The sequence below is a fragment of the Streptomyces sp. NPDC001135 genome, assembly GCF_053598395.1.
Genome location: NZ_JBSFKD010000004.1, coordinates 129,946 through 154,557 on the forward strand (window position 1 = coordinate 129,946; position 24,612 = coordinate 154,557).

At 72.2% G+C, this 24,612-nt stretch carries 19 protein-coding genes; all 19 read right to left on the bottom strand.

The window, feature by feature from the left end; all coding sequences use genetic code 11:
* Positions 1 to 5: 5 nt before the first annotated feature.
* The 19 genes from rfbC to ACWC94_RS07780 are packed head-to-tail and all read right to left on the bottom strand — an operon-like array spanning position 6 to position 24,609.
* On the bottom strand, positions 6 to 557 hold the full coding sequence (gene rfbC, locus ACWC94_RS07690) for a dTDP-4-dehydrorhamnose 3,5-epimerase (protein ID WP_450795469.1): 552 nt from the start codon (positions 555 to 557) through the stop codon (positions 6 to 8).
* Positions 554 to 1,786: a polysaccharide pyruvyl transferase family protein gene (locus tag ACWC94_RS07695; RefSeq protein WP_450795471.1), complete on the bottom strand. Its 1,233-nt coding sequence runs from the start codon at positions 1,784 to 1,786 to the stop codon at positions 554 to 556. Before ACWC94_RS07695 ends, rfbC begins: the two co-directional genes overlap by 4 nt.
* The gene (locus ACWC94_RS07700) at positions 1,783 to 2,730 is read right to left on the bottom strand and encodes a glycosyltransferase family 2 protein (protein ID WP_450795472.1); all 948 of its coding nucleotides are present in this window, start codon (positions 2,728 to 2,730) and stop codon (positions 1,783 to 1,785) included. Before ACWC94_RS07700 ends, ACWC94_RS07695 begins: the two co-directional genes overlap by 4 nt.
* Positions 2,727 to 4,031 (bottom strand): hypothetical protein, encoded by a 1,305-nt coding sequence (locus ACWC94_RS07705; protein WP_450795473.1) that lies wholly within the window; start codon positions 4,029 to 4,031, stop codon positions 2,727 to 2,729. The genes ACWC94_RS07700 and ACWC94_RS07705 overlap by 4 nt, the downstream gene beginning before the upstream one ends.
* The gene (locus ACWC94_RS07710; protein ID WP_450795474.1) at positions 4,028 to 5,311 is read right to left on the bottom strand and encodes a DUF4910 domain-containing protein; all 1,284 of its coding nucleotides are present in this window, start codon (positions 5,309 to 5,311) and stop codon (positions 4,028 to 4,030) included. Before ACWC94_RS07710 ends, ACWC94_RS07705 begins: the two co-directional genes overlap by 4 nt.
* Complete coding sequence (locus ACWC94_RS07715) at positions 5,299 to 6,324, bottom strand: NAD-dependent epimerase/dehydratase family protein (RefSeq protein WP_450795475.1); 1,026 nt, start codon at positions 6,322 to 6,324, stop codon at positions 5,299 to 5,301. The genes ACWC94_RS07710 and ACWC94_RS07715 overlap by 13 nt, the downstream gene beginning before the upstream one ends.
* A 3-nt stretch (positions 6,325 to 6,327) precedes the next feature.
* Entirely contained in the window at positions 6,328 to 6,975 is a 648-nt protein-coding gene (locus ACWC94_RS07720; RefSeq protein WP_450795477.1) for a PIG-L deacetylase family protein, read from the bottom strand.
* A complete protein-coding gene (locus ACWC94_RS07725) occupies positions 6,972 to 7,766 on the bottom strand; it encodes a glucose-1-phosphate cytidylyltransferase (RefSeq protein ID WP_450795478.1) in 795 nt (264 codons plus the stop codon). Before ACWC94_RS07725 ends, ACWC94_RS07720 begins: the two co-directional genes overlap by 4 nt.
* The gene (locus tag ACWC94_RS07730) at positions 7,763 to 9,013 is read right to left on the bottom strand and encodes a class I SAM-dependent methyltransferase (protein ID WP_450795479.1); all 1,251 of its coding nucleotides are present in this window, start codon (positions 9,011 to 9,013) and stop codon (positions 7,763 to 7,765) included. The genes ACWC94_RS07725 and ACWC94_RS07730 overlap by 4 nt, the downstream gene beginning before the upstream one ends.
* Positions 9,010 to 10,218: a glycosyltransferase gene (locus ACWC94_RS07735; RefSeq protein ID WP_450795658.1), complete on the bottom strand. Its 1,209-nt coding sequence runs from the start codon at positions 10,216 to 10,218 to the stop codon at positions 9,010 to 9,012. The genes ACWC94_RS07730 and ACWC94_RS07735 overlap by 4 nt, the downstream gene beginning before the upstream one ends.
* A 2-nt stretch (positions 10,219 to 10,220) precedes the next feature.
* The gene (locus tag ACWC94_RS07740; protein ID WP_450795480.1) at positions 10,221 to 11,525 is read right to left on the bottom strand and encodes an O-antigen ligase family protein; all 1,305 of its coding nucleotides are present in this window, start codon (positions 11,523 to 11,525) and stop codon (positions 10,221 to 10,223) included.
* A 1-nt stretch (position 11,526) separates the two neighbouring features.
* A complete protein-coding gene (locus ACWC94_RS07745; RefSeq protein ID WP_450795481.1) occupies positions 11,527 to 13,065 on the bottom strand; it encodes a right-handed parallel beta-helix repeat-containing protein in 1,539 nt (512 codons plus the stop codon).
* 8 nt (positions 13,066 to 13,073) lie between these two features.
* The gene (locus ACWC94_RS07750; protein WP_450795482.1) at positions 13,074 to 15,017 is read right to left on the bottom strand and encodes an alginate lyase family protein; all 1,944 of its coding nucleotides are present in this window, start codon (positions 15,015 to 15,017) and stop codon (positions 13,074 to 13,076) included.
* Positions 15,014 to 17,191, bottom strand: coding sequence for a bi-domain-containing oxidoreductase (locus ACWC94_RS07755; protein ID WP_450795483.1), 2,178 nt, complete (start codon positions 17,189 to 17,191; stop codon positions 15,014 to 15,016). The genes ACWC94_RS07750 and ACWC94_RS07755 overlap by 4 nt, the downstream gene beginning before the upstream one ends.
* An 18-nt stretch (positions 17,192 to 17,209) precedes the next feature.
* Positions 17,210 to 19,144 carry an asparagine synthase (glutamine-hydrolyzing) gene (asnB, locus tag ACWC94_RS07760; protein WP_450795484.1) on the bottom strand — a complete coding sequence of 645 codons (1,935 nt, stop codon included), beginning with the start codon at positions 19,142 to 19,144 and terminating at the stop codon, positions 17,210 to 17,212.
* A gap of 3 nt (positions 19,145 to 19,147) precedes the next feature.
* Positions 19,148 to 20,677 carry a Wzz/FepE/Etk N-terminal domain-containing protein gene (locus ACWC94_RS07765; protein ID WP_450795486.1) on the bottom strand — a complete coding sequence of 510 codons (1,530 nt, stop codon included), beginning with the start codon at positions 20,675 to 20,677 and terminating at the stop codon, positions 19,148 to 19,150.
* Complete coding sequence (locus ACWC94_RS07770; protein WP_450795487.1) at positions 20,674 to 22,044, bottom strand: Wzz/FepE/Etk N-terminal domain-containing protein; 1,371 nt, start codon at positions 22,042 to 22,044, stop codon at positions 20,674 to 20,676. Before ACWC94_RS07770 ends, ACWC94_RS07765 begins: the two co-directional genes overlap by 4 nt.
* The gene (locus ACWC94_RS07775; protein ID WP_450795488.1) at positions 22,041 to 23,303 is read right to left on the bottom strand and encodes a glycosyltransferase family 4 protein; all 1,263 of its coding nucleotides are present in this window, start codon (positions 23,301 to 23,303) and stop codon (positions 22,041 to 22,043) included. The genes ACWC94_RS07770 and ACWC94_RS07775 overlap by 4 nt, the downstream gene beginning before the upstream one ends.
* The gene (locus ACWC94_RS07780) at positions 23,293 to 24,609 is read right to left on the bottom strand and encodes a nucleotide sugar dehydrogenase (RefSeq protein WP_450795489.1); all 1,317 of its coding nucleotides are present in this window, start codon (positions 24,607 to 24,609) and stop codon (positions 23,293 to 23,295) included. The genes ACWC94_RS07775 and ACWC94_RS07780 overlap by 11 nt, the downstream gene beginning before the upstream one ends.
* Between the last annotated feature and the right edge of the window lie 3 nt (positions 24,610 to 24,612).

Genomic DNA, 24,612 nt, shown 5'->3' on the forward strand with positions numbered 1-24,612 from the left:
CGACCTCACCTCTCCTTTCGTATCAGGACCTCGGCGAGGCTCGGCGCCTCCCGGTCCCGCCGGGACATCGATGTGACCGGCAGCGGCCAGGGGATGCCCAGCTCCGGGTCGTCGAAGGCGATCGTCACGTCCTCGGCCGGATCGTGCGGGCGGTCGATCCGGTACGAGGTGTCGGCGGTCTCGGTCAGCGCCTGGAAGCCGTGCGCGCACCCCGCCGGGATGTACAGGGTCGCCTGCGTCTCGCCCGACAGCTCGAAGAAGGCCCGGCCCAGGTACGTCGGTGAGTCCGGCCGCAGGTCCACGACGACGTCGAAGACCCTTCCGTACGAGCACCGCACCAGCTTGGCCTCGCCGGCGCCGGAGCGCAGGTGCAGGCCGCGCAGTACGCCCCGGACCGAGCGGGAGACGCTGTCCTGGACGAAGGCGTGCGGGTCGAGGCCCACGGAGCGGACCACGTCGGCGTCGAAGGTGCGGCAGAAGAAGCCGCGCTCGTCGGCGTACGGGGTCGGCTCGAACAGGTATGCGCCGGTGATCTCCGGAACTTCGGTCGCTTTCATGGAGCCTTCCGTGGTGCGTGGGCGTGGGCGTTCGCGGGGAACAGGGTCGTGGTCAAGGCGGTGAACTGCTCGGTGAGTTGCCGTGCGGCGACCCGGTTTCGCTCGGTGAGGGTCTGCCGCAGCTCCGCCGCGTGCTTCTCCAGGTCCCGGAACTGTTCGAGCAGCCGGTCGGCGTCGACCTCGCGTGCCGGGTGGCAGTACGCGCCCAGGCCCATCCGGCCCATGAGCGCTTCGCTCTTGGCCGCGTAGCACAGGGCGAGCACGGGTGTTCCGGTCTTCAGCGCGCAGATCAGGTTGTGGTAGCGGACGGCCACCACGGTGTCGGCGGCCGCCATCTCGTTCATCAGGTCGGCCAGTGAGGCCGGTTCGGCCGCGGTGACCAGCGGCGAGTCGACCGCGTCGAGGATGGCGGCGACCACCGACAGATCGCACTGGTCGCCGGTGAGGAGCCGGACCGGTCTGCCCTCCTCGACCAGCGTGCGCACGAACCGAATCGTCCCGTCGAGGTAGCGCCGGTAGATCTCGTCGGCCCGGGCGCGGTCGTCGTTTCCGCCGTGGAAGTCCATGACGCCGAGGCAGACGGGACCCGGCGTCCCGGTGGGCGCGCTCGCCGCTGGGGTCGGCAGGGAGAAGGCGAGGTCGGGGTAGACCTCGTCGCGTGCGGTGTTCACGCCCATCGCCCGCATCGCGTCGCGGGACTGGCCGTCGCGGTACGACCGGTACGCGGCCAGCCGAGCCGACCAGCGCACCAGGGCCCGGGTCGGGCGGCTCTGGATCTCGGCGGCGCCGACGCTGACCAGCGCGACCCGGGTGCCCAGCAGCCGGCCGCTCGCGCAGAGCAGGAACAGCGCGTACGGGAAGCCCCACGGCCGCAGCGGCAGCGTGGCCTCCAGGACGCCCATGCCGGGCACGATCACCACGTCGTGCCGGCGCACCCAGGCGGCGGTGCGGAAGACGTCGACGAGTTTGCCGAGGCCCTTCGACGCGATGGCGCCCGCACGGGACGCGGTCCGGTACTCCGCGCGGTTCCAGTGCAGCCGTGTCGCGGGGATCCCGAACTTGGCCGTCACGGCCTCGGGCCCTCCGCACAGCGCGTCCACGACCGCCTCCGGGTGCTCGGCGCGCAGGTAGCCAAGGACGGCCTCGAGCGACCCGTCGTTGCCGAGGTTGCCGGAGCCGAGCAGGCCGAACACCCCGACGCGCACCGAAGCCCTGCCCGCTGACGTCATGCCCGCCTCCCCTCACGTCCGGCGACGAGCGCGTCGACGGAGACGGTGAGCTCGGCCGGGTCGACCGGGGCGCGGTCCTCGACCCGCTCACCGGCGCCCGGCCGGACCCGGCTGGTCATCCACGCGGCCAGGTGGCGGTGGCACGTGCGCCGGTCGGCCGCGGACAACGGCGCATGCCGGATCGCCGCGACGAAACCCCAGACGTACTCGGCGAGCAGCCGGGGCGTCGGGTGCAGCAGGCCCGCCCGGCGCGGGTCCAGGTTGACGCACCGGGAGCGCTTGGAGGGGTTCGCCCGCTCGGCGCGGGTGGGGTGGTCGCGGCGGAAGTACAGCAGCTCCGGCACCTGGTGGAAGCGCCCGTGCAGGGCGATCTCGGCGACGAAGGTGCGGTCGGCGTGGTGGTAGCTGTCCATCGGCCGCACCCGGCGCAGCACGTCGGCCCGGATCACCCCGTAGAAGTCGTCGCCGCCGGGCTCGAACAGCATGCTGCGGAAGCGCTCCGGCGCGTGCGGTGATCCGGTGGCGAGCGTGTACTCGTAGGGGACCTTCACCTGGCCGTCGCCGTCGATGACCGCCTGGTCGGCGTGGGCGAGGATCACGTCCGGCCGCTCGTCCAGCGCCTCGACGCAGCGCCGCAGCAGATCCCGGGCGTACAGGTCGTCGTGCGAGGCCCACTTGAACAGCTCGCCGCGGCACCGGGTGAACACGTAGTTGTGGTTCGGGGTGGCGCCGACGTTCCTGGGGAGCCGGATGTACCGGATGCGGGAGTCCTGCGCGACGTACTTGCGGCAGATGTCCTCGGTCCCGTCGGTCGAGGCGTTGTCGGAGATGACCAGCTCGAAGTCCTCGTAGGTCTGGCCGAGCAGGGCGTCGAGCGATTCCGCCAGGTACTCCTCGCCGTTGTAGACGGGCAGGCCGATGCTCAGCCTGGGTCGGTCGGTCATGAGGTCCTCACTTCGGGGATGGGGTGGTGGTGCTCGCGCAGGGCGGACCGCAGCTGCAGCCACCACACGGCCGAGCCGCCGACGGTCGCGGCGGCGACGCCCCAGGCCGAGCCGGCCGTGCCGGCGACGGCCGCCCCGCCGAGCCCACCGCCGACGTAGCAGGCCGAGGCGAACAGCTGGGAGCGCAGGCTGCGCCGGGCCGCGCCGAGTGCGCGCAGCCCGGCCGCCGCGCCGGTGCCGAGGCCCGCGCCCGCGACACCGAGGGTGACCATCACGATGAGCTGCGAGGAGGAGTGCCAGACGGCGCCGAGCACGAACGCGCCGAGCCGGTTGGGCATCAGCAGCAGCGCCCCGCCCCACAGCAGCGCGCCGGCGGCCTGCCCGCCACCCAGCAGGAGGCAGAACGAGCCGAGGCGGTGCGGGGCCCGCCGCAGCACCCGTGCCGCCTCCGGGACGGTGACCAGCGAAAGGCCCATCAGTACGGCGAGGAACGGGCCGAGCAGGAGCTCGGCGCCGCGCACCGCGCCCACCGCGCCGAGCCCGACGATCGCGCCGAGCCCGTACGCCCGCAGCTGGCTGGCGCCGCTGAGGCTGACGTTCTCGACGAGGTACCGGTAGCCGAGGTCGCGCTGCTCGCGCAGCCAGCCGCGCGCCTCGGTCACCCGGGGCCGGATGCCGGACTGGAGACAGCCGTACCCCGCCGCCACCGTGGCGGACGCGCCCCAGGCGAGCACGAAGGCGGCCACGCTGCCCACGCGGGCCGCCACGATCATGGCCGGGACGAGCGCGACGCCCCACACGACGTCGTTGACGAACGCCTTCCGCCCGGTGCCGGCGGCGAAGAACGAGAACCGCCAGGCGTCCTGCAGGAGCAGCCCCGGCAGCATGACACCGAGGCAGGCGAACGCGGGGCCCACGCGGCCGCCGAGGGCCGGACCGGCCACCAGACACACCGCGCCGATGACCGCGCCCACGCCGAGTGCCGTACCCGTCGAACGGGCCACCGCCCCGCGCCAGGAGGCTTCCGGCACGCCGCTGAAGCGCACCACGAGCGGATCGGTGGCCAGGCCGCGGGAGACGTTGAGCACCACGCCGTAGGTCACCCAGGCCAGGCTGAACACGCCGAACGCGGTCACCCCCAGCGAGCGGGCCACGTAGACGCCCACCGCGAAGTTGCTGATGCTGGAAGCCGCCTGGTCGGCCAGTCCCCACGACAGCCGGCCGACCAGGGCCCGCTTGGCGGATCCGGCCGGTGGCGCCGTTGTCTGCGCGTTCTCCCCCTCGACGGGCATCGACGTCATGTCTTGATCAACCCGGCCTCGTGCAGGGCGCCGGCCGCGTCGGCGACGGTGTCGAACGGCAGCCGGGACCGCTCGGCGACGTCGAGCAGACTGTTCCCGCCGTCGGAGAGGTTGAGCACCCACAGCATGGCCATCTGGGCCTGCTTGGTGTCGCTGCGCCCGCCGAGCGCGTCGTACAACCCGCGTCGGCCCAGCTGCGGTTCGCCGTAGGGGCTGAGGTTGACGTACCGACGGTTGCGGTCCAGGACGTCGAACGCCTCGCGGCAGACGGCAAGGGTGTCCGCCATCGCCTGCGGCGAGACGAAGTCCAGGTTGTCCGCCGAGGTGTGGTACTCGGGATAGCCCGCGTACGGGGTCCGGGTGAGCGAGCCCACGCCGAGGTCGAACCCCGGCGAGCAGAACTGCCGCTCGTCGTAACCGTACGGGGTGAACTCGGTGACCCGGTGCGGGCGTTGAGAGGCGGCCAGCACATGCCGCATCACCCGGTCGATCTCCGCGTCGCCGCGCCTGCTCTGCTTGTACGTCAGCGAGCCCGGGTCGCCCGCGCAGGCCAGCACCAGCCCGTGCTTGACCCGTTCCACCCGCTCCGCGTTGCGGGCCAGCCAGGTGATCGCCCCGATGGTGCCGGGCGCGAAGAGGAACCGGTAGGTGTGGTACGGCGTGTGCTCCGCCAGCGCCCGGGCCAGGAACACCGCCACCGCGATGCCCGCCAGGTTGTCGTTGGCCAGCGACGGGTGGCAGACATGGCAGGAGACGATGACCTCATCGGGGACCTGACCGGCGATCACATGCTCGGCGTAGGTGAGGTGGCCGTCGGCGAGGGTGGAGTCGATGCGGACCTCGTACTCCCCGTCCGGCAGCGCGTCCAGGGTCTCCTGGGCCAGGCAGAACCCCCATTCCGGCTTGTAGTAACTGGTGCGGTACGGCACCCAGGCCGGGTGGTCCGGCAGGGTGTGCAGGTGCGGGCGCAGCTCGGACAGCGGCATGGTCCTCGACACCGGCACGCTGTAACCGAGCACGTGCAGGCTGGACGCGGCGAAGTCGACGACCCGGTTGCCGGCGGCGTCGGCGACGTACGCGTCCCGGATGTTCCACTCCTGCGGCACCGTCCAGTCGAGCACCTGCGTCCCGGTCGACACCTCGTGCACCTGCAGCGGGACGTACTCGCCGACGATGTCCAGGGTGGCGCGCACACCGTCGCCGGTGATGCTCCGGCACAGCGGGTACAGCCGTTCCACCAGTGCGTACATCTCGTCGCCAGCCGCGGTCACCGGCGCCACCGCAGGGTGTCGTCGACGGTGCCGGCGTCGGACGCCGCGCGCAGCACGGCAAGACGGGTGAAGCGCTGCTCGAAGTCCTCGCGGGTCAACCCGAACTCCCGGTAGGCGGCGGCCAGTTCGAGCGCACCCCGCTTCACCGTCCACTCGCACTCGAAGCCGGGAACCGCGGCACGGAACCGGGAGAAGTCCACCCGGTACGACCGTGGATCGGCGCCGTTCTCCCCGGTGATCCTCACCTTCGCGCCGGACACCGCCTCGGCGACCTGCTCGGCGATCTCGGCGACCGTGACGTTGTTGACCTCGCTGCCGATGTTGAACGCCCGGTCGTGGACCGCTTCCTGAGGTGCCGTCAGTGCCGCCATGAAGGCCCGTGCGATGTCGGCTGCGTGCACCAGCGGACGCCAGGGCGTGCCGTCGGAGAGCACCAGCACCTCGCCGGACAGGAGCGCGTGGCCCACCAGGTTGTTCAGCACGATGTCGGCGCGCAGCCGGGGCGAGTAGCCGAAGGCGGTGGCGTTGCGCATGAACACCGGGGTGAAGTCTCCGTCGGCCAGCGCGTGCAGGTCGTCCTCCACCCGCACCTTGGACTCCGCGTACGGCGTCACGGGACGCAGCGGAGCGTCCTCGGCCACCAAGTCGTCGCCCCCGGCAGCCCCGTAGACGGAGCAGGTCGACGCGTACAGGAAGCGGCGCACCCCGGCGTCGCGGGCCAGTCGGGCCAGGCGCACGGACGCGTGGTGGTTGATGTCGTAGGTGAGCTCGGGGGCCAGCGATCCCAGCGGGTCATTGGAGAGCGCGGCCAGGTGGATCACTGCGTCCACCCCGGCCACGTGTTCGGCCGTGATGTCACGCAGGTCGACCCGGTGCCCCGACGGGTCGGCGGGGTCCGGGCCGAGGACGCAGTCGGCGAAGAGTCCGGCGTCGAGGCCGACGACTTCGTGTCCGGCGGCCGTGAGGACGGGGGCCATCACGGTGCCCAGGTAGCCCTGGTGTCCGGTGAGCAGTACGCGCAAGGTTCAATCTCCCAGGTGAAGCGTGCATTTGGTGACGGCGAACGCCTCGGCGTAGCGCGTGTGGCATTCGATGCCGCGGATCCGCGCGAGGCCGAGGAAGGCCTCGCGGTCGTACCAGGGCCGGTGCCGCTGCGAGGGGTAGTGCTCCTGCAGCAGCCGCACCTTCTGTTCGGCGGTCCCGGGCGCCAGCGGCTGGTACGCCGACGGACGGCCGAGGTCGCCGTCCCACTTGACGATCTCGTAGCCGAGCACGAGATGGTCGCGGAACGCGGTCGGGATCAGCCGCGCCAGACCGCGGTGGTCCTGGTGGGCGTCGTCGGTGCGCGGGGCCAGGATCAGATCCGGATCGGTCTGTCCGCGCAGTTCCTCGACCGCGGCCTTGGCCTCGTCCCAGTGCACGGGCATCCGGCCGTCCGGCAACTTGAGTACGGTCAGGCGCAGTTCGGCGTCCGGGCAGAAGGCGGCGAGCGCGGCCCGTTCCTCCTGCTCGCGCTCGGTGCCGCCACCGGAGAGCACCAGGGCGTCGACGCGCAGCCCCGGCCGCGCCCGGCACATCGTGAGCAGCGTGCCGCCCGCGCCGATGGCGATGTCGTCGCAGTGCGCGCCCACGGCGACGACCCGCTCCAGGGGCCCGGCCTTGAGGCGGATCACGCGCCCACCCCGGCGTTGTCCCGTTCCCACACGGCCCACGGGCGCTCGCCCCGGGCGTAGGCGGCGTCGAGCGCGGCCCGCTCCTTGACGGTGTCGGTCGGCTTCCAGAAGCCGCGGTGCTGGTGCGCCACCAGCCGGCCGCGCTTGGCCAGTCGGGCACATCCGTCGGCGACCAGGTCCCCGTTCTCCGGAATGTGGTCGAAGACCTCCTGGCGGAGCACGAAGTAGCCGCCGTTCTCCCACAGCGGCAGTTCGCTCACCGCGGTGATGCCACCCACCAGGCCGTTCTCGCCCAACTCCACGCAGTGGAACGACGACTGCGGCGGCACCACCATCATCGACGCACCCGCGTCGCGCCCGGCGAACCGGTCGATCATCTCCGGCAGCGGGGCGTCGGTGAGGACGTCGGCGTAGTTGGCGAGGAACATCTCGTCACCGTCCAAGTGGTGCCGCACCCGGCGCAGCCGTTCCCCGATCGGTGACTCGATGCCGGTCTGCGCGAACGTGATCGTCCAGTCCGAGATGTCGGTGGACAGCAGCTCGGTCCGCCCGCCCCGCAGCACGAAGTCGTTGGACGTCGTTTCCTCGTAGTTGAGGAAGAAGTCCTTGATGTGGTGGGCCCCGTACCCGAGGCACAGGATGAACTCCGTGTGCCCGAAGTGCGCGTAGTAGCGCATGACGTGCCAGATCAGCGGCCTCGGGCCGACCATCGCCATCGGCTTGGGCACGTCGTCTGCGGCACCGCTCCGCATCCGCATCCCGTAACCGCCGCAGAACAGGACGACCTTCATGCTGTGACCTTTCGGGACGGGACCTCGACCATGCTCAGTTCCGGGATGGGAAAGACCAGCCGGCCGCCCCAGTCGTGCACGAAGGACAGCTGCTCGACCAGCTCGGCCCGCAGGTTCCACGGGAGGACGAGCACGTAGTCCGGCTTGTCGGCGGCGATCTGCTCGGGCGGCAGGATCGGGATGCGGGTGCCCGGGGTGAACCGGCCGTGCTTGTAGGGGTTGCGGTCGACCGTGTACGGGAGCAGGTCGGGCCGGACGCCGCAGTGGTTGAGCAGGGTGTTGCCCTTGCCCGGGGCGCCGTAGCCGACGACCGTCTCGCCGCGCTCGGCCGCCTCGATGAGGAACCTGAGGAGGTCCCGGCGCACCTTGGCCACCCGGGCGGAGAACTCGGTGTACCCGGACAGCTCCTGCAGCCCGGCGGCCTCCTCCCGGGCCAGCACGTCGGCCACCCGCCGGCTCGGCTCGCCGGCCACCTCGGCCGGCCGGGCCCACAGCCGGATGGAGCCGCCGTGCGTGGGCAGCAACTCGACGTCCACGAGGGCGAGTCCGCCGCTGGCGAGGGCCCGGATCGCGGACGCGACCGTGTAGTACTGGAAGTGCTCGTGGTAGATCGTGTCGTACTGGTTCTCCTCGATCAGGGTCAGCAGGTGCTGCACCTCGACGGAGACCCAGCCGTCGTCGGCGACCAGGGCGCGCAGCCCCTGGGTGAACCCGACCACGTCGGGGATGTGCGCGTACACGTTGTTGGCCACGACCAGGTCCGCCGGGCCGTGCTCTTCGCGGACGGCGGCGCCGGTGGCCGGGTCCAGGAACTCCGTGAGCGTGGGTACCCCCGCGTCCCGCGCCGCGGCGCCGACGTTCACCGACGGCTCGATGCCCAGGCAGCGGATCCCCCGCTCCACCAGGTGCCGCAGCAGGTACCCGTCGTTGCTCGCGACCTCGACCACGAAGGCGTCGGGGCCGAGATCAAGGCGCTGTACGGCGTCGGCGACGAACGTACGCGCGTGCTCCACCCAGGAGGTGGAGTACGAGGAGAAGTACGCGTACTCCTTGAACGTCTCCTCCGGCGTGATCAGCGGCGGAATCTGCGCCAGCCAGCAGTCGGTGCACACCCGCAGGTGCAGCGGGTACGCCGGTTCCGGCTGGTCCAGTTGGTCCGCGGCGAGAAAGCTCTCACACGGTGGCGTCGCCCCAAGGTCGACGACGCTCGCCAGAGCCGCCGAGCCACAGAGTCGGCATCGTGTCATCTACTGCCCCCCATTGATTCCGTCCGACCCGCGATCGCGGTGCGGTACTCCTCCACCAGGCGCTCCAGGCCGACGGCCGGGCTGAAACCCCGCTCGTAACGGCGCCGGGCCGCCTGGCCCATCTCCCGGCCCAGGTCCGGCCCGGCCGCGATCCGGCGCATGCAGGACGCGAGCGAGGCGGACTCGCCCGGCCGGTGCAGCAGCCCGGTGACCCCGTCCTCGACGAGTTCGACGAAGGCGCCGTGGCCGGCGGCGACGACCGGGACTCCCGCCGCCATCGCCTCCACGACCACCAGGCCGAACGCCTCCAGCCACGTCGAGGGAGCCACCACGGCGACCGACCGCGCGACCGCCTTCCGGCACTCCGCCGGGTCCAACAGGCCGACGTAGCGCACGTCGTCCCGGCCCGCCGCCCAGGCGGTCACCTCGCCCTCCAGCGGCCCCGCGCCGGCGATCACGAGCGGCACGCCCACACCGCCGCTCACCGCGACCTCGTCCCACGCGGCCATGAGCAGCCGTACGCCCTTGGCCTCCGCGAGCCGGCCGAGATAGAGCAGATGCTCGCCCTCGCCCACTCGGCAGGTGCCCGGATCGGGCACGAAGTTGTGCTTGACCGCCAGCCGCTCCGCCGGCATCCCGGCCCGCACCAGGACCTCGCGCTGCGCCCGGGAAATGCAGAAGAAGCGCTCCACGCCGGACCACCACCGCCGCCGGTTGACCGACAGGCTGACCGCGAGCGGCACCGTCGCGAGGCGGGAGTCCCGGTAGCAGCCGTGGCGGACGGCCGGCAGTGGCGTCGACCCGACGCACTCGGCGCACGGCCGGCCGTCCCGCTGCAGCGTGCCGGGAGGGCAGACCTGGGTGTAGTTGTGCAGCGTGGCGACGGCGGGCACGCCGGCGTCTGCGCAGGCGGCGAGGACCGCGGGCGACAGGAGCGGGAACACGTTGTGGACGTGGACGATGTCGGGCCGCTCGGCGCGGAGCCGGGCGGCGAGTTCCCTGCGGACCGCCGGGTTCCACGGCACGAGCAGCGGCACCGCGACCTTGCCCGGCAGGGACCGGCCGGCGATGTCGTCGCTGCGCCGCTCGAACACCTCGACCCGGTGGCCGGCCGCGCGCAGCAGCTCCACCTCCTGGTCGACGACCTTGTTCTCCCCGCTCGGCTGCGCCGAGGCGTAGCGGTTGTGCACCACGAGGACGTGCATGCTCACGTCACCTCCGTTGTCCGGGCCCAGCGCGGGACGTGTCGTCGAGGGACGTCGGGCGGCGCGAGGGGGGTGTCCCCGGCAGGGGTTGCCAACAGCGAGGCGGCCAGGGCCAGATGCAGCAGATACGGCGAGGCGTCGCCCAGGCCGGCCTCGGTGTACGACGCGATCGCGCAGTAGCTGATCAGGAAGATCGCGCAGGCCCGCTGCAGCGACGGTGGCCGCAGCAACGCGACACCGCCCAGCACGACGATGACCGCCGCGACAAGGGTGACACCGACCAGGCCCTGCTCGTTGTAGACGGCCAGCCAGCTGTTGTCGATCGGCAGCCCGCCGAACGACTTGTCGCCCAGCCCCACGCCGAACACCTTCTCCCCGGTCGTCCGGGGCGCAGCCAGCAGGGCGTCCCAGACCTTGGCCCGACCGGTGAGGCTGGAGAAGTTCTCCTTGCTCTGCCCGCGCAGGAACCACGCCTGGAGCACGGAGGCGAACCCCACCGCGGCCACCGTGGCGCACAACACCGCCCAGGTGAAGAAGCGGCGGGCCGCGGCGCTGGTGAGGAGGAGCGAGCCGATCGCCAACGCCAGCCCCATGAACAGGCCGAGCGTGGCCGTCCGGGTATGGGTCAGCGCGAGCAGGACGAGGGACGGCACGATGATCACCGCCGCGCCGGCCCGGTCGGTCCGGCGACCCAGGACGAGCAGCACGGTGAGCCCGATGATCACCGCGGCGTACTGCCCGATCTGCGGCGGGGTCAGCGGCCACAACGCGCCGACCAGGCGCCCGCCGTAGAGATCGGGCAGGGCCGCGCCCGGTGAGACGACCAGGCCGGCGGCCACCGACCCGAGGACCGCGAAGTACATCCGGATGTGGTGCCGGACGAACGTCAGGCCGCCGTCCCACCAGCGGCTGAGCAGCCACAGCGTGCCGACGAAGAGAGCCAGCCGGAAGCAGCGGAACAGCGCGCCGAACCCCGACTCCAGGTGCGCGCTGGAGATCACGCTCGTCACCAGTAGCAGGGTGAGCAGGAACACGTACGCACTGGCTCGGACGCGCAGCCGGAGATTGACCGCGAGCGCCAGCGCGAACGCGGCGGTCAGCGCGCCCATGGTGACCATCTGGATGAGGGAGCGGGGCAGCGGGACGATGGTCTTCGCCCCGGCCGAGCCGAGGGTGTTGAGGACCAGCAGCCCCCAGACGAGCCCGACGATCTTCGGTGTGCCGGCCGGGCGCGGTTCGGTACCGGGCCGCGTGCCCGCCGTGGCCGGTCCGCCCGGCAGCCCCTCGCGTCGCAGGTCTGCGCTCATCTCAACCACCGGCCCCTGGGGCGAGGGTGCTGCCCGCGTCCTGCTGGTACGGCGTGCCCTGCCACTGCTCGAAGTCGAGGACCCGGCTCGGGTCGTGGGCGACGAACTTCCACGGCCCGAGGTAGACGTTGTCGTGCCAGCGGTTGTGCTGTTCGCTGGTGATGGCCTCGGCCACCCCCTCGCCGTGGTACGGCGACCAGTCCGGATAGGTGCCGTAGTTGGCGAGGACCGCCATGCGGTCGCACTTCTCCGTGCACTTGACGACGGACTCGTCCAGCACGAAGCGGTTGTCGTGGATGTCCACCCGTTGGGTCTTCCAGCGGCAGTCGGCGTAGAGCGGTGCCTTGGCGATCGCCGGCTTCGCGCAGCGGTCGGTGTTGCGCACCAGCAGGGTGCAGTCACCGGACGACGTGTTGGCCGGGCTGTTGCAGAACCGGTCGGCGTTCTCCCACAGGGTGATCCCGGACCAGTTGTTCTCCAGCACGTTCCGGTAGATCTCGATCTTGTCGGTCCGGGCTTTGACCCGTGGTTCGCCACCGGACTCGGACAGGTAGACGGTCGCGAACGGGAAACTGTCGCCGCGGTCGGCTGCCTGGCGACCCTCGACCCAGTTGTTCCGCCGGATCGTGTTGTTCCGGATGACCGCGTTGTAGCTGGTCTCGTAGATCAGCGCGGCACCGTCGTTGCCCTCGAGCACGTTGTCCTCGATGCGGAAGTCGTTGTTGTCGGTGTCCGCCCACAACCCTGTTCCGCGGTTGTCGTGCACCCAGTTGCCGCGCACCTCGGCGCCGTTGACGTCCCAGAACTTGACGCCTCCGGTGCAGCCGCAGCCCTTTCGCCGCCGCTCCCAGTCACCGGTGTTGTTGCCCACGATCTCGTTGCCCTCGACCACCAGGTCGCTGATACGGCCGCCGGTCTTGTACGCGTTCATTCCGTACTGTCCGTTGCCGCGCAGGCAGCTGGCGCGGACCCGCTGGCGGGCACCGGCCATCAGCCCGGCACCGGAGTTGCGCTGGATCGTCGCGTGCTCGATCACCCAGCCGTCGGCCGAGTCGTGGTTGACCACGCCCTCGTTCTGCGGCGCGACGAAACCCTGCACGGTCAGATAGCGGATGGTGACGTTGCGGGCGGTACCGGCGAACGCGTACTGGTTCTTCTTCCGGCCGTCGAGCACCGCGCCCGGCGCACCGAGGTAGCGGTCCCCCTCCTTGGGGACGACCTGGGCATAGCGGTCCGGGGCGAGTCGGTGCGTGCCGGGTCGAAGCCAGAACGTGGTGTGCGGGGGGCTGCTCTTGGTCTTCGCCGCCAGGTCACCCACCACCGCGGGGTCGACCGTCACCGCGCCCGCCGGAGCCTTCGCGGGCCCGGCCGCGGGCTTGGCGCACACCCGGGCCACGGACGCGGAGGGTGCCCCGGACACGGCCGGCGCAGCGGTCGACGCCGGCCGGGCGTCCGGCTCGCCCTCACAGCCGGTCACCGCCAGCAGGGCCAGCGCCAGTGGTGCAGCCGCCCATGCCCGGTGCCGCCTCTTGATCCCCACGCGCCCCCCTAGCCGCGGAACCTGAGCACGGTGGTGAAACCCTCCGCGCCGTCGGCGAAGCCGGTGCCGACCAGCGTGGTGGCGGGTTCCTTGCGCCCGAACCCGGCGGAGTACCAGCCCAGCGGCGGGTCACTCTCGCCGCGGTGCGCCCGCCAGCTCAGCTTTCCGGGCAGGTCGAGCACCGCGGAGCGTCCCTCGCCGTCCCGGATCCAGGTGAGCACGGCCCGGTTCCCCACCAGGTCCGCGGCGATCGCCGGGCCGAGGTGGAACGCCAGCCGCACGGCCCGCCCCGGGCCGCGTACCTCGTCGACCACCTTCAGCTCCTGGCTCGCGGCCGTCAACTCCACCCGCCGGCGGTGCACGGAGCCCTGGTAACCGTCGTGCTCGGCACACCAACGCGCCACGCCCCCGTCGGACGGGTCCGCGACCAGGACGCGGCTGTGGGCATGCCGGGTCCACAGGAACGGGCCGCCGGAGACGGACTGGTCACCGCCGTCGAGTTGCAGGGTGTTGTGGCCGAGGGTCGACCGGAAGTACTGCCGCCACTCGGGCTGGCCGTGGTAGCAGTACGTTCCCGGGTCGGCGAGCACGTCGACCCCGTCGTGCCGGACCTCCACGGACAGCGCGTCCGCGTGGGCGTGCGCGGCGATGGACAGGAAGCCGTGCGGACCGCCGTCGCAGCGGCACCAGATCTCCTCCGGACCGCGCAGGATCGTCATGCCCGCGTCGGCGAAGTGAGCCGGTCGGCTTGCCGGGCGGGCCACGGACAGTTCGGTGGGCTTGATGAGCGCGGCGAGGAGCGGGGTGCGCACATCGGTCCCGGTCACCGCCGGCCACCAGGCGAGCCGGCCGAACACGGCGTCCCCGGTGGCCAGCAGCGAGGCCCAGCGGTCGGTGCCCGCGCCGTCGAGGACGAGACCGTGCCCGTCGTCCGCGTCGCCCTGGCGCGGCGGTCGCAGCCGGTTGTCCACGACCGCCGCGAGCGCGTCGGTCATCCGCAGCAGCACCAGCCGGATCGACGCCGGGACCGGCACGCCCGCGGCATCCGCCTCGGCCACCGCGGCCAGGCCGAGCTCCAGCACCAGCCCGTGGTACTCGGTGGCCAGTTCGCGGTTGAGGCCGGAGCCGAAGGTGTTGCCGCGCAGGTGCCGCTCGAGCAACCGCAGCGCGCCGGCCCGCCAGCGCGCCGAGGAGGGGAACCAGCCGAAGGCGCAGGCCGCGGCGAACTGCCCGGCGGCCTCGGCGATGACGTGGTTGTTCGCCGATGACCCCCGGCTGGGGAAGGCGGCCAGCCAGCGCTGGTGGTGCCAGATCTGGTTCAGCGCCACCGGGTTGCCCTCGAACAGCTCGGCCGCGCCCGGCCAGCCGTCGAGCAGCCGGCGGACCCACACCCAGGACAGGAGCCGGATACCCAGCTCGATGCCGCTGATCCAGTGCACGCCGCGCAGTGGTGGGTTGGCCGCCCACCACGACCGCAGGTGCTCGGCCACGCGCTCGGCGTACCGCTCGTTCCCGGTGACCGCATAGGCGGCGGCGAGCCGGGTGAGGTACTGGTGCCGGGACAGCTCCCAGATCTGCTTGATGTCCCCGACCGCGTCCTCGTTCCGGTACGGCACGTCGAAGGCGTAGCCCCAGGGAGCCCGGCGCCCGGTCTTCGGGTCGCACCACCAGTCCGGGTCGGTCAGGTCGTCGCGGACCACCCCGAAATACTCCGCGTGCCCGTACATCAGCCGGTCGGCCTCGGCGACGAGGCGTTTCACGGCGTCGGGAGGTAACGCGGTGACGGTCCCGGCGGGCAGTACCGCGGTGAACCGGGCGCCGGTCACGCTCGGGCAGTCGGGCCGCGCCGACCGCCACCGCCGCCTGCGCACCGCGTCGCCCACCCGGCCCGCGACCTCCTGCGGTCCCATCCGGGACAGCCGCCGCAGGTACCAGCCCGCGCTCATGGTCATCGCGCCCTCGCCAGCGTCACCGGGGCGCCGCTCGCCAGGCCGGCCTGCACGGCGAGGGTGGCCGCCGTGGTGGCGACCAGCGACTCCAGGGGCACCGGCATCGGCCCGCCGGTCCGCACGGCCTTGACGAACGCGGCCAGTTCGGCGTTCTGGCCCTTGTCGCGGGCCTTGGGCAGCCGTGAACTGACCCACCTCTTGTGGCCGTGGACCGTGGCACGGACGAAGTCGTCGAGCCGCAGTGCACGGCCGTCCGCGATCAGGTCGAGCGTCTCCTTCGGGAAGCCGGAGGGGCCGGAGGTGACGTAGCTGATGGTGGCGGTGGACCCGTCGGGGTAGCGCAGCACGACCTGGAGGTCCTCGTTGCCGGACGGGGCGGTGGCGTACACGGACACCGGGTCGGCGTCGAGCAGCCAGCTCGCCGTGTCGATGAAGTGCCCGCCCTCGCCCACGAACCTTGAACCCTCGGAGCCCTGTTGGAGGTACCAGCTGCCGTGGTCGAGGCGTCCCGCGTTGACCAGGTAGCGCAGGTTCGCCGGACCGGTCCGGGTGCCGAACCGCTTCCTGGCCTCCTGCAGCAGCGGCGCGAACCGGCGGTTGAAGCCGACCTGCAGCCGGTCGTTGCCGGACTCCTCCACCGCCGCGAGTACGCCGGCCAGTTCGTCCTCGGTGAGCGCGAGGGGCTTCTCCACGAACACGGTCTTGCCGGCCAGCAGTGCCCTGCGGGTCAGGTCGGCGTGCGAGCTGTGCCGGGTGACCACGAACACCGCGTCGATGGACTTGTCACCGAGCACGGCGTCGAGATCGGTGGTCGCCTCGGCGAAGCCGAACTTCCGCTGCGCGTTGGCCGCGGACAGCGCCGTCGTGGTGACGACGGTCGACAACTCGACACCGTCGCGCTGTGCCAGGTGCGGCAGCAGCATTGACGTCGCGTAGTTCCCCGCGCCGACGAACGCGAGCCGCACCGGGGACGTGGCGGCCCGGGCCGGACTCCGCTTCACGTTCACGGCGGGCACGGCCACTGCCGGGGCCTCCGCCTCCGCCCGCGGCGCCTGTCCGGGGTACCGGAACAGCACGGCCACGGCCTTCAGGTCGCCGTCCTTCAGGCTCTGGTACGTCTCGACGGCGTCATCGAAGTCGGCGACGTGGGAGATCAGTGGCTCCACGTCGACGCTGCCGCGGGCGAGGAGGTCGAGGAAGCACGCCAGGTTGCGGCGCTCGGTCCAGCGCACGTATCCGATCGGGTAGTCCCGGCCCTCGAGTTCGTACCCCGGGTCGTAGCGCCCAGGGCCGTAACTGCGGGAGAACCGGACGTCGAGCTCCTTCTCGTAGTACGCGTTCCAGGGCAGGTCCAGGCGGCACTTGCCGATGTCGACCACCCGGCCGCGGTCCCGGCTCAACTTGGCGGCCAGCTCGACGGGTTGGTTGCTGCCGCCGCCGGCGGCCAGGTACACCTGGTCCACGCCGTGGCCGCCGGTGAGCTCGGCGACGGCGGCCTCCACGGCCGCGGACGCGGGATCGCCGCAGGCCGCCGCGCCCAGGCGTTCGGCGAGCTCGCAGCGCACCGGGTCGGGGTCGGCCCCGACGACGCGGACCCCGGAAGCGGCGAGGAGCTGCACCACCAGCTGCCCGATCAGGCCGAGGCCGATGACGAGGGCCACTTCGCCGAGCTGCGGCTCACCCTGGCGGACGCCCTGCAGCGCGATCGACCCGACGGTGCCGAAGGCCGCGTGCCGCGGCGCCAGGCCGTCCGGCACCGGGGTGCAGAGGTTCTTCGGCACCCAGTTCAGCTCGGCGTGCAACGCGTGCTCGTTGCCGGCGCAGGCCACGAGGTCGCCGGCCTTCACATCGTCGATCCCGGCGCCGACCTGCTCGACCACCCCGCACAGCGAGTAGCCCAGCGGCGTGTAGGAGTCCAGCTTGCCCATCACCTTGCGGTAGGTGGCGGGCACCCCGTTGGTGGCGACGCTCTGCATGACCTTGGCCACCTGGTCCGGCCGGGAGCGGGCCTTGCCCAGCATCGACATGCCGGCCTCGGACACCTTCATGAGCTCGGTCCCGGTGGATATCAGCGAGAAGGCGCTGCGGACCAGCACACCTCCCGGCTTGCACCCCGGCACCGGCACGTCGAGCACCGCCAGCTCGCCGCTCTTGTAGTTCTGCACAACCTGTTTCACCCGAACTCCTCTGAATTCCTAAGCCGTCAACCGAGTGCTCTGGCCGGACCCAGAGGTCGCGTCGCGATACCAGTACTCGAGGGTCAGCACATGCCACAGATGCTTGGAGAAGTCCTGCTGCCCGGCGGCGTCCTCGGCGACCATCCGCGCCAGCGCGTCGCGGCGCAGGAACCCGGAGCGCACGAGTTCGCCGTCGTTGACCACCTCGCGCACCAGCGGTGCCAGTTCCCGGCTCATCCAGGCGCGCAGCGGGGCGCTGAACAGGCCCTTGGGCCGGTACACGATCTCCCGGGGCAGGATCGAGGTGGCCGCCTCCTTGAGGACGGCCTTGCCCTGCCGTCCGACGATCTTGCGTTCGCCGGGCACGGCGAACGCCGCCTCGACCACCTCGACGTCCACGTACGGCACCCGCACCTCGGTCGACGCGGCCATGCTGGAGCGGTCCGTGTACGTGAGGTTCAGGCCCGGCAGGAACATCCGGGTGTCGCCCAGGCACATGCGGTTGACGAAGTCGTCGAGGTCGTTGTCCTGGTAGATGTCCGCGTGCTCGGTCAGCACGTCCTCGACCGCGCGGGCCAGGTCCGGATCGACCAGGGCGAGCAGCTCGTCCTGGTCGTACATGGTGTAGCTGCGCCGGAACGCCGTCTCCTCCGGCAGATCCGCGAAGGAGAGGAACCGCTTCGCGAAGCGCACCGACCGGTACCCCCGGCGGGACGTGGCGACCGGCAGCCGGCCCACCGCCGCCGACAGGCCGCGCCGCAGGGGCCGCGGGACGCGTTGGTAGCGCAGGGCGAGCAGGTTGGCCAGGTGTTTGCGGTACCCGGCGAACAGTTCGTCGGCGCCCATCCCCGAGAGCATCACCTTGACCCCGGCCTCCCGGGCGGCCGAACAGATCAGGAACGTGTTGATCGCGGCGGGGTCGCCGATCGGCTCGTCCAGGTGGTACGTCATCTGCGGCAGCAGGTCGAGCACGTTCGGGGCGATCTCGATCTCGTGCAGGTCGACACCGAACCGCTCGGCCACCCGCCGGGCGTAGCGCAGGTCGTCCGGCATCGCCTCGAACCTGGCGTCCTCGGCGCGGAACCCGATCGTGTAGGCGGAGATCCCGGGTTGGTGGCGGGCCGCCAGCGCGGTCAGATAGCTGGAGTCGAGGCCGCCGGAGAGGAAGGTCGCCACGGGTACGTCGGAGAGCAGGTGGCGCCGCGTCGACTCCTCGACGACGGCGGCCAGGTCCGGCCGCTCGCCGGCCCGGGCCCGCTCCCGGCCCTCGGCGGCGACCTCCTTCAGGTCCCAGAACCGGCCGCGCTCCACCCGGCCGTCGGCCCGGCACCTGAGCCAGCTCCCCGGCGGCAGCTTCTCGGCTTCGCGGAACGCGCAGCGCGAGTCCGGCACCCAGTAGTAGAGCAGCGAGGCCACCAGCGCCGCGTGGTCCACCTCCAGCGACCCGCCGGTCGCGGCGGCGAGCGCCTTGAGCTCGGAGGCGAACACCAGACCCTCGCCGCGCCGGAGCAGGAACAGCGGCTTGATGCCCAGCTGGTCGCGGGCGAGCACCAGGTCACCGGTCCGCTCGTCGAAGACGCCGAACGCGAACATGCCGCGCAGCCGGGGCAGGCAGTCCGTGCCCCAGCGCCGCCAGGCCTCGAGGAGCACCTCGGTGTCGGAGGTACCGCGGAAGCGGACCCCGGCGGCCGCCAGTTCGGCACGCAGCTCGGGCGCGTTGTACAGCTCGCCGTTGTACGTCAGGGCGAGACCACCCGAGACCATCGGCTGGGCGCCGGTCCCGGACAGGTCGATGATGGCCAACCGGCGGTGCCCCAGGTGGACTTCACCGTCACCGGCGGAATGGCTGTACCGGCCCGCCCCGTCCGGGCCGCGGTGGGCGAGGGTGTCGGTGAGCCGGTCGGTCACGGCCTTCCCGTCCGGCCACCGGTACGTGCCTGCGATGCCACACATGTCCTACCGAGCCTCCTGGTTGTCGTCCGGGACCCGTGCGGCCCACATCGCCTGCCGTTCCGCCCGCCGCCGGCCCGTCCCGCTCTGCCGGTCCGACCGCTCGCTCCGGCCGCGCAGCGCGGTGTGCAGCCCGTCCCACAGCGTGCCGTCGGTCCGGTCACGCGGATCGGGGTCGATCAGCACCACACCGATCACCGGAATGCGCTGGTCCGCGAGCTGCCGCGCCACGGTGTGCAGCCATGCGGCGCTGCCGTGCCCGGCCCGCACGACGAGCACGGTCTGGGTGCCGAGGTACCGCAGGTCGGTCCACGCCGTGCCGGGCGCCACCGAGCCGACGCCGAGCCGGCGCTCCTGGGGCGACACGGCCGCGGCACGCTCGCCGCTGACCACCGTCGGGTCACCCGGCTTCGGGCGGCGGCCCGCCAACTGCGGGCCGGGCAGGCCGTCGACGACGACCACCGGCCCCTCCGGGGCCAGAGCTTGTGCGAGGTCCAGGGCGATCAGGCACGTGCCGCGCGCACAGCCCAGTTCCAGCAGCGACACCGGTTCCTCGGAGCCGCGCACGGTGCGGGCGAGGGTCGTGGTGACGCGTTCGCGTGCCACTCGGGTCCGTCGGCGCCGCCACCGCCCGCCCGACCGCGAGGACGCGCCGCGCAGCTCCGCGATGACCGAGGCGCCCAGGTTCGCCGCGATGTCCCGGCGTAGCACCGGGCGGTCCGCCACCACCGTGCCGACCGCGGCCAGCGCGAGCCCGAGGACGAGCCCCAGGACGAGCCCGATCGCGGCGTCGGTGGCAGCGGCCTTGGGCAGGGAGTGCCGCACCGCGCGCGGGGCGTCCACGACCTGCGTACCGGCGATGACCTTGGGCGTGCCGGTGCGCGCCTCCGCGGCGCGCTGGTCGAAGTCGGAGATGCGCGCGTTGAGCTCGGCCCGGCGGGCGAAGAGCGACTCGATGCCGGCCGACGCTTTCGGGTCGCTGCCCGACGGTCGGTCTCCGATCTCCTTGTTGACCTGGGCGAGCTCCTGCCGCATGCGGTCACGCTGGTCGAGCAGGGCCTTGGCGTCGGCCTTCGCGGCTTCCTGCATCCGCCTCACGTGGTCCGCGACGAACGCGTCGGCCAGCGCCCTGGCCCGAGCCACCGCTTCCGCGTCGCTGGCGCCGGTCACGTCGATCTGCAGCAGGTTGTTGGTCAGGCCGGTACCCCGGTAGTCCCGCATGAAGTCCGCCGGTGCCTCCGGGGACTTGAGGGAGTGCAGGGCCATGCCGGCGACCCGCGTGGTCTGCAGTAGCGCGACGTCGGTGCGGATCAGCGTTCCGGTGTCGTTCGGCTGGTCCTCCTCGTGCACGACCAGCACCTTGGTCACCGCGCTCGGCGGAGACGGCATCAGGACCGCCATCGCCGCGCCGACCAGGAGGCCGAGGAGCGCCATGACGCACCACAGGCGGCGGCGCCTGCGCACCGCCACGACCAGCGCCTGCAGGTCGAGGAGCGGAACGGCGGCCGACGACTCCGCAGTCGTGCTGGTCGTCACGCTGACCCTCCCGTCGCATGGCCGCGCACCGCGAGCGCCAGAGTGGCGTCGTCCGGAAGGTGGCCGGCAGGCCGCGTGGGGCGGGCCTGGACCATGCCGGCGACGACGACGCCGACGACCTCGTGCCTGCCGTCCGCGCACGCCTCGGCGATGCCGGCGAGCTCCTCCGCCGTCCAGCTGCCCGCGCTGAGGACCACCAGGGCGCCGGACTCGGTGTCGCGGTCCGGCACCGTGGGCCGGTCCACCGACACCTCCACCACCCGCAGCAGCGGACCGCTCTTGGCCTCGGCGACGAGCTGCCCCGCGGCCCGGCGGGCGACCTCGTCGCCGTCCGGTACGACGACCAACAGCCGCCGGGCGCCCGGCAGTCGTTCCCTCAGGCGGGCGCACACCCGCCGGTAGCGGAGCCGTCTGCCGGCCTCGTCGCCGGACTTCTGCGGGGCCGGTATGTCCCACCGCGTGTCGACCCCGAGGAATCGGCGGATCCGGGCTCGTGGGCCCCCGCCCTCCGGCCGGTGAGCGCGCCGTTCACCGGGCACGTCGACGGTGCCGAGGAGCGTCGAGCCCAGCGCCGCGGCGATCTCCGGTTCGGTGTGCAGCCGGCGGTTCATCCGTGCGGCGACGAGGTGGCCGACGACCGCGAGCAGGAAGAACAGCAGCGCCCCGGCGCCGACGAGCTGCGTCCTGGTCGGCGGCGCCTCGCCGGTCGGCCGGGCGGCCGGGCCCATGACGACCATGCCTGCCTTGTTGGTCGCCGGGTTGGCCTCGCCCAGCTTCTTCATGGCCTCCTCCAGCGACGTGCGCAGGTTCTCGAGCGCGGTGCGGGCCTGCACGCTCTCCACGGTCTGCCCCGGATCGGCCGCCTTGGCCAGATCGGTGATGCGGCGGTTGGTCTCCTCCACCTTCTGCCGCAGCGCCTGGGCTTCCGTACCCGCTCCGGCGTCGGTGCCGCCGCCCGCGATCTGCGCGGCGAATTCCACGAACTGCTGGGCCACCCGGTCGGAGAGCTGCTGCGCGCGCTCCGGGGTGCCGGCCGTACCCGAGATCGTGATGATGTTCCCGTCGGCTGCCTTGGCGCTCACGCGGTCCCGCAGCTCGGTGCCGCTGACGCCGGACCAGTGGAGAGCGGTGGCCGCGCGGTCGACCACCGCCGAACTGGTCGCGATGTCCACCTGGGTGAGCAGCTCGCGCTCCTCCCACTGGCCCGGCAGCAGTACCGATGCCGACGCCGTGTAACGCGGCGGGAACACCACCACCGAGGTGCCGTATCCGACGAGTGCGCCCACCACGGCGAGGACGGCGAGAAGCCGCCACCGCCGACGGAGTATCCGCCCGATCGTGACGAGGCGGATCGTGTCATCGCTCAACGGCGCTGCCTCTTCCTTGTGCGGACCGGGCCCGCCGACACCGGAGCGCGGTCACGGCACGCGGCGGCGTAGGCGGCGAGCAGCGACGCCTGCGAGTTGCGCCAGGACAGCTCCCCGCTGATCCGCTCCTGGCCGATCTCGCCCATCCGGGCCCGTTTCTCCGGGTCGTCCAGCAACAGCGCGATGAGCTTGGCGAATTGGGACTCGTCGTTGGCGGGGGCGTAGACGGCGGCGTCACCGGCGGAGACGCGCGCCTCCTTCAGGTCGAACGAGACGATCGGCCGGCCCATCGCCATGTACTCCAGGACCTTGTTCATCGTCGACACGTCGTTGAGCGGATTGCGCGGGTCGGGGGAAAGACACACGTCCGCGGTGGACAGGTGGCGTACCAGATCGGCGTCCGGGATGCGCCCGGTGAAGTGCACCTGCTCCGTGAGCCCGAGCCGCCCAGACAGCTCCACCATCGCGTCGAAGGCGTCGCCGGAGCCGACGAACACCGCGTGCCAGTCGGTCCGCCCGAGCTCGTCGCGCAGCTTCGCGAGGGCGCGCAGGGCGTAGTCGACGCCGTCCTGCGGGCCCATGACCCCGAGATAGCACAGCAGATGAGGCTTGCCGCGTTTCAACTCCGGTTCGGGCGGCACCGGTTGGAACCGCTCCGTCTGGGGCGCGCTGCGCACCACGAAGACGTCCTCCGGCCGCTTGCCGCCACGGCTCACCGCGACGTCGCGGTAGCTCTCGTTCGTGGCGAGTACGACGTCCGCGGCCCGGTAGGTACGCCGTTCCAGCGCGCACACGGCGCGGTAGAGCAGGTCCTCGCCGCGGTCGAAGCGGGACAGGTACAGCTCGGGCACCAGGTCGTGCTGGTCGAAGACGAACCGTGCGCCGCGCCGCTTCAGCCACCGGGCCGACAGGAACAGCAGGTCGGGCGGGTTGCAGGCGTGGACCACGTGGACGGGGCCGACCTTGCGGGCCAGCCGGGCCGTGTGCCACAGCGCCGTTCCGTACTCCTGCAGGTAGCCGGCCGGTCCTCCGGTGGCGGCGCGCAACGGGTAGCGGTGGATCCGCACCCCGTCGATCAACGCCTCCGGCTCCGTGTCGCGCTTCTCTCCCCGAGGGCAGATGACGTGGACCTCCCAGCCCGCGTCACGCAGCGTCGTGCACTCCTGCCACACCCGCCGGTCGAACGGCACCGACAGGTTCTCCACCAGGATCAGCGCGCGCCGCCCCGACCCGTCACGGCTGATCGCATTACCAAGCAAGGCCTATGTACCCCGGTTCGGCCCGGCGCGCCTCGGCGTCGGGAAGGCGGATGAGGTCGACGATCAGCGGGCCGTCGCCATGGGGCAGCGCCGACAGCACGGCCGGGTCCCTGGTCCCGACCAGACACACCTCGGCGTGCTCGAGCACCTCGTCGACGGAGTCCGCGAGCAGCTGCGCGAGGTGCGGCAGCCGGGTCTCGATGTACTCGCGGTTCGCGCCGATCAGCCGGGAAAGACTCACGTTGGCGTCGTGGATCCGCAGGTCGTACCCCTTGCCGAAGAGCCTCTCCGCCAGCTCGACGAGCGGGCTCTCGCGGAGGTCGTCGGTGCCGGGTTTGAAGGACAGCCCGAACAGGCCCACCCGGCGCTTGCCGGTGCGCTCGACCAGCTCCACCGCCCGCTGCAGATGGTCGGAGTTGGAGGGCAGCACGTGGGAGAGGATGGGCACCGAGACGTCGGCCCGCTGCGCCGCGTGGACCAGGCTGCGCAGGTCCTTGGGCAGGCAGGAGCCACCGAAGGCGAAGCCGGGCCGCAGGTAGGCGGGGCTGATGTTCAGCTTGCGGTCGGCCAGGAACACGTCCATCACCTGGTGCGAGTCCACCCCGAGGGCCTGGCACACCGCGCCCAGCTCGTTCGCGAAGCCGATCTTGAGGCCGTGGAAGGCGTTGTCCGCGTACTTGATCGCCTCGGCCGTCGGGACCGGCACCCTGAACACCTCGCCGGGCAAGCCGTCGTACAGCGCCGTCACCGCATCGCCGCTCGCCGGGTCGAGCTCGCCGATGACGGTCTTGGGCGGGGCGAAGAAGTCCCGCACGCTCGTGCCCTCGCGCAGGAACTCCGGGTTGACCGCGACCCCGAAGTCCACCCCGGCCGTGCCGCCGACGTTCTTCTCCAGGATCGGTACCAGCAGGTTCAGGCAGGTGCCCGGGAGCATGGTGCTGCGGAACACGACGGTGTGCCGCCCGCCCCGCTCGGCCAGCGCGGCGCCGATCTGCTCGGTGACCCGTTCCAAGTAGGTGGTGCACAGACTGCCGTTGGGCTCGGACGGGGTGCCCACGCAGACCAGCGACACGTCGCTGCCCGTGATCGCCTCGCGGACGTCGCCGGTGGCGCGGAGTGCTCCGGTCCGCACGACCTCGGCGACGAGCTCGCCGATCCGCTCCTCGACCACCGGGGCCTTGCCGTCGTTGACCAGGTCGACCTTCACCTGGTTCACGTCCACCCCGATGACCTCGTGTCCCATGCTGGCCAGGCACGCGGCCGACACACAGCCCACGTAGCCGAGCCCGAAAACGCTGATTCTCATGAC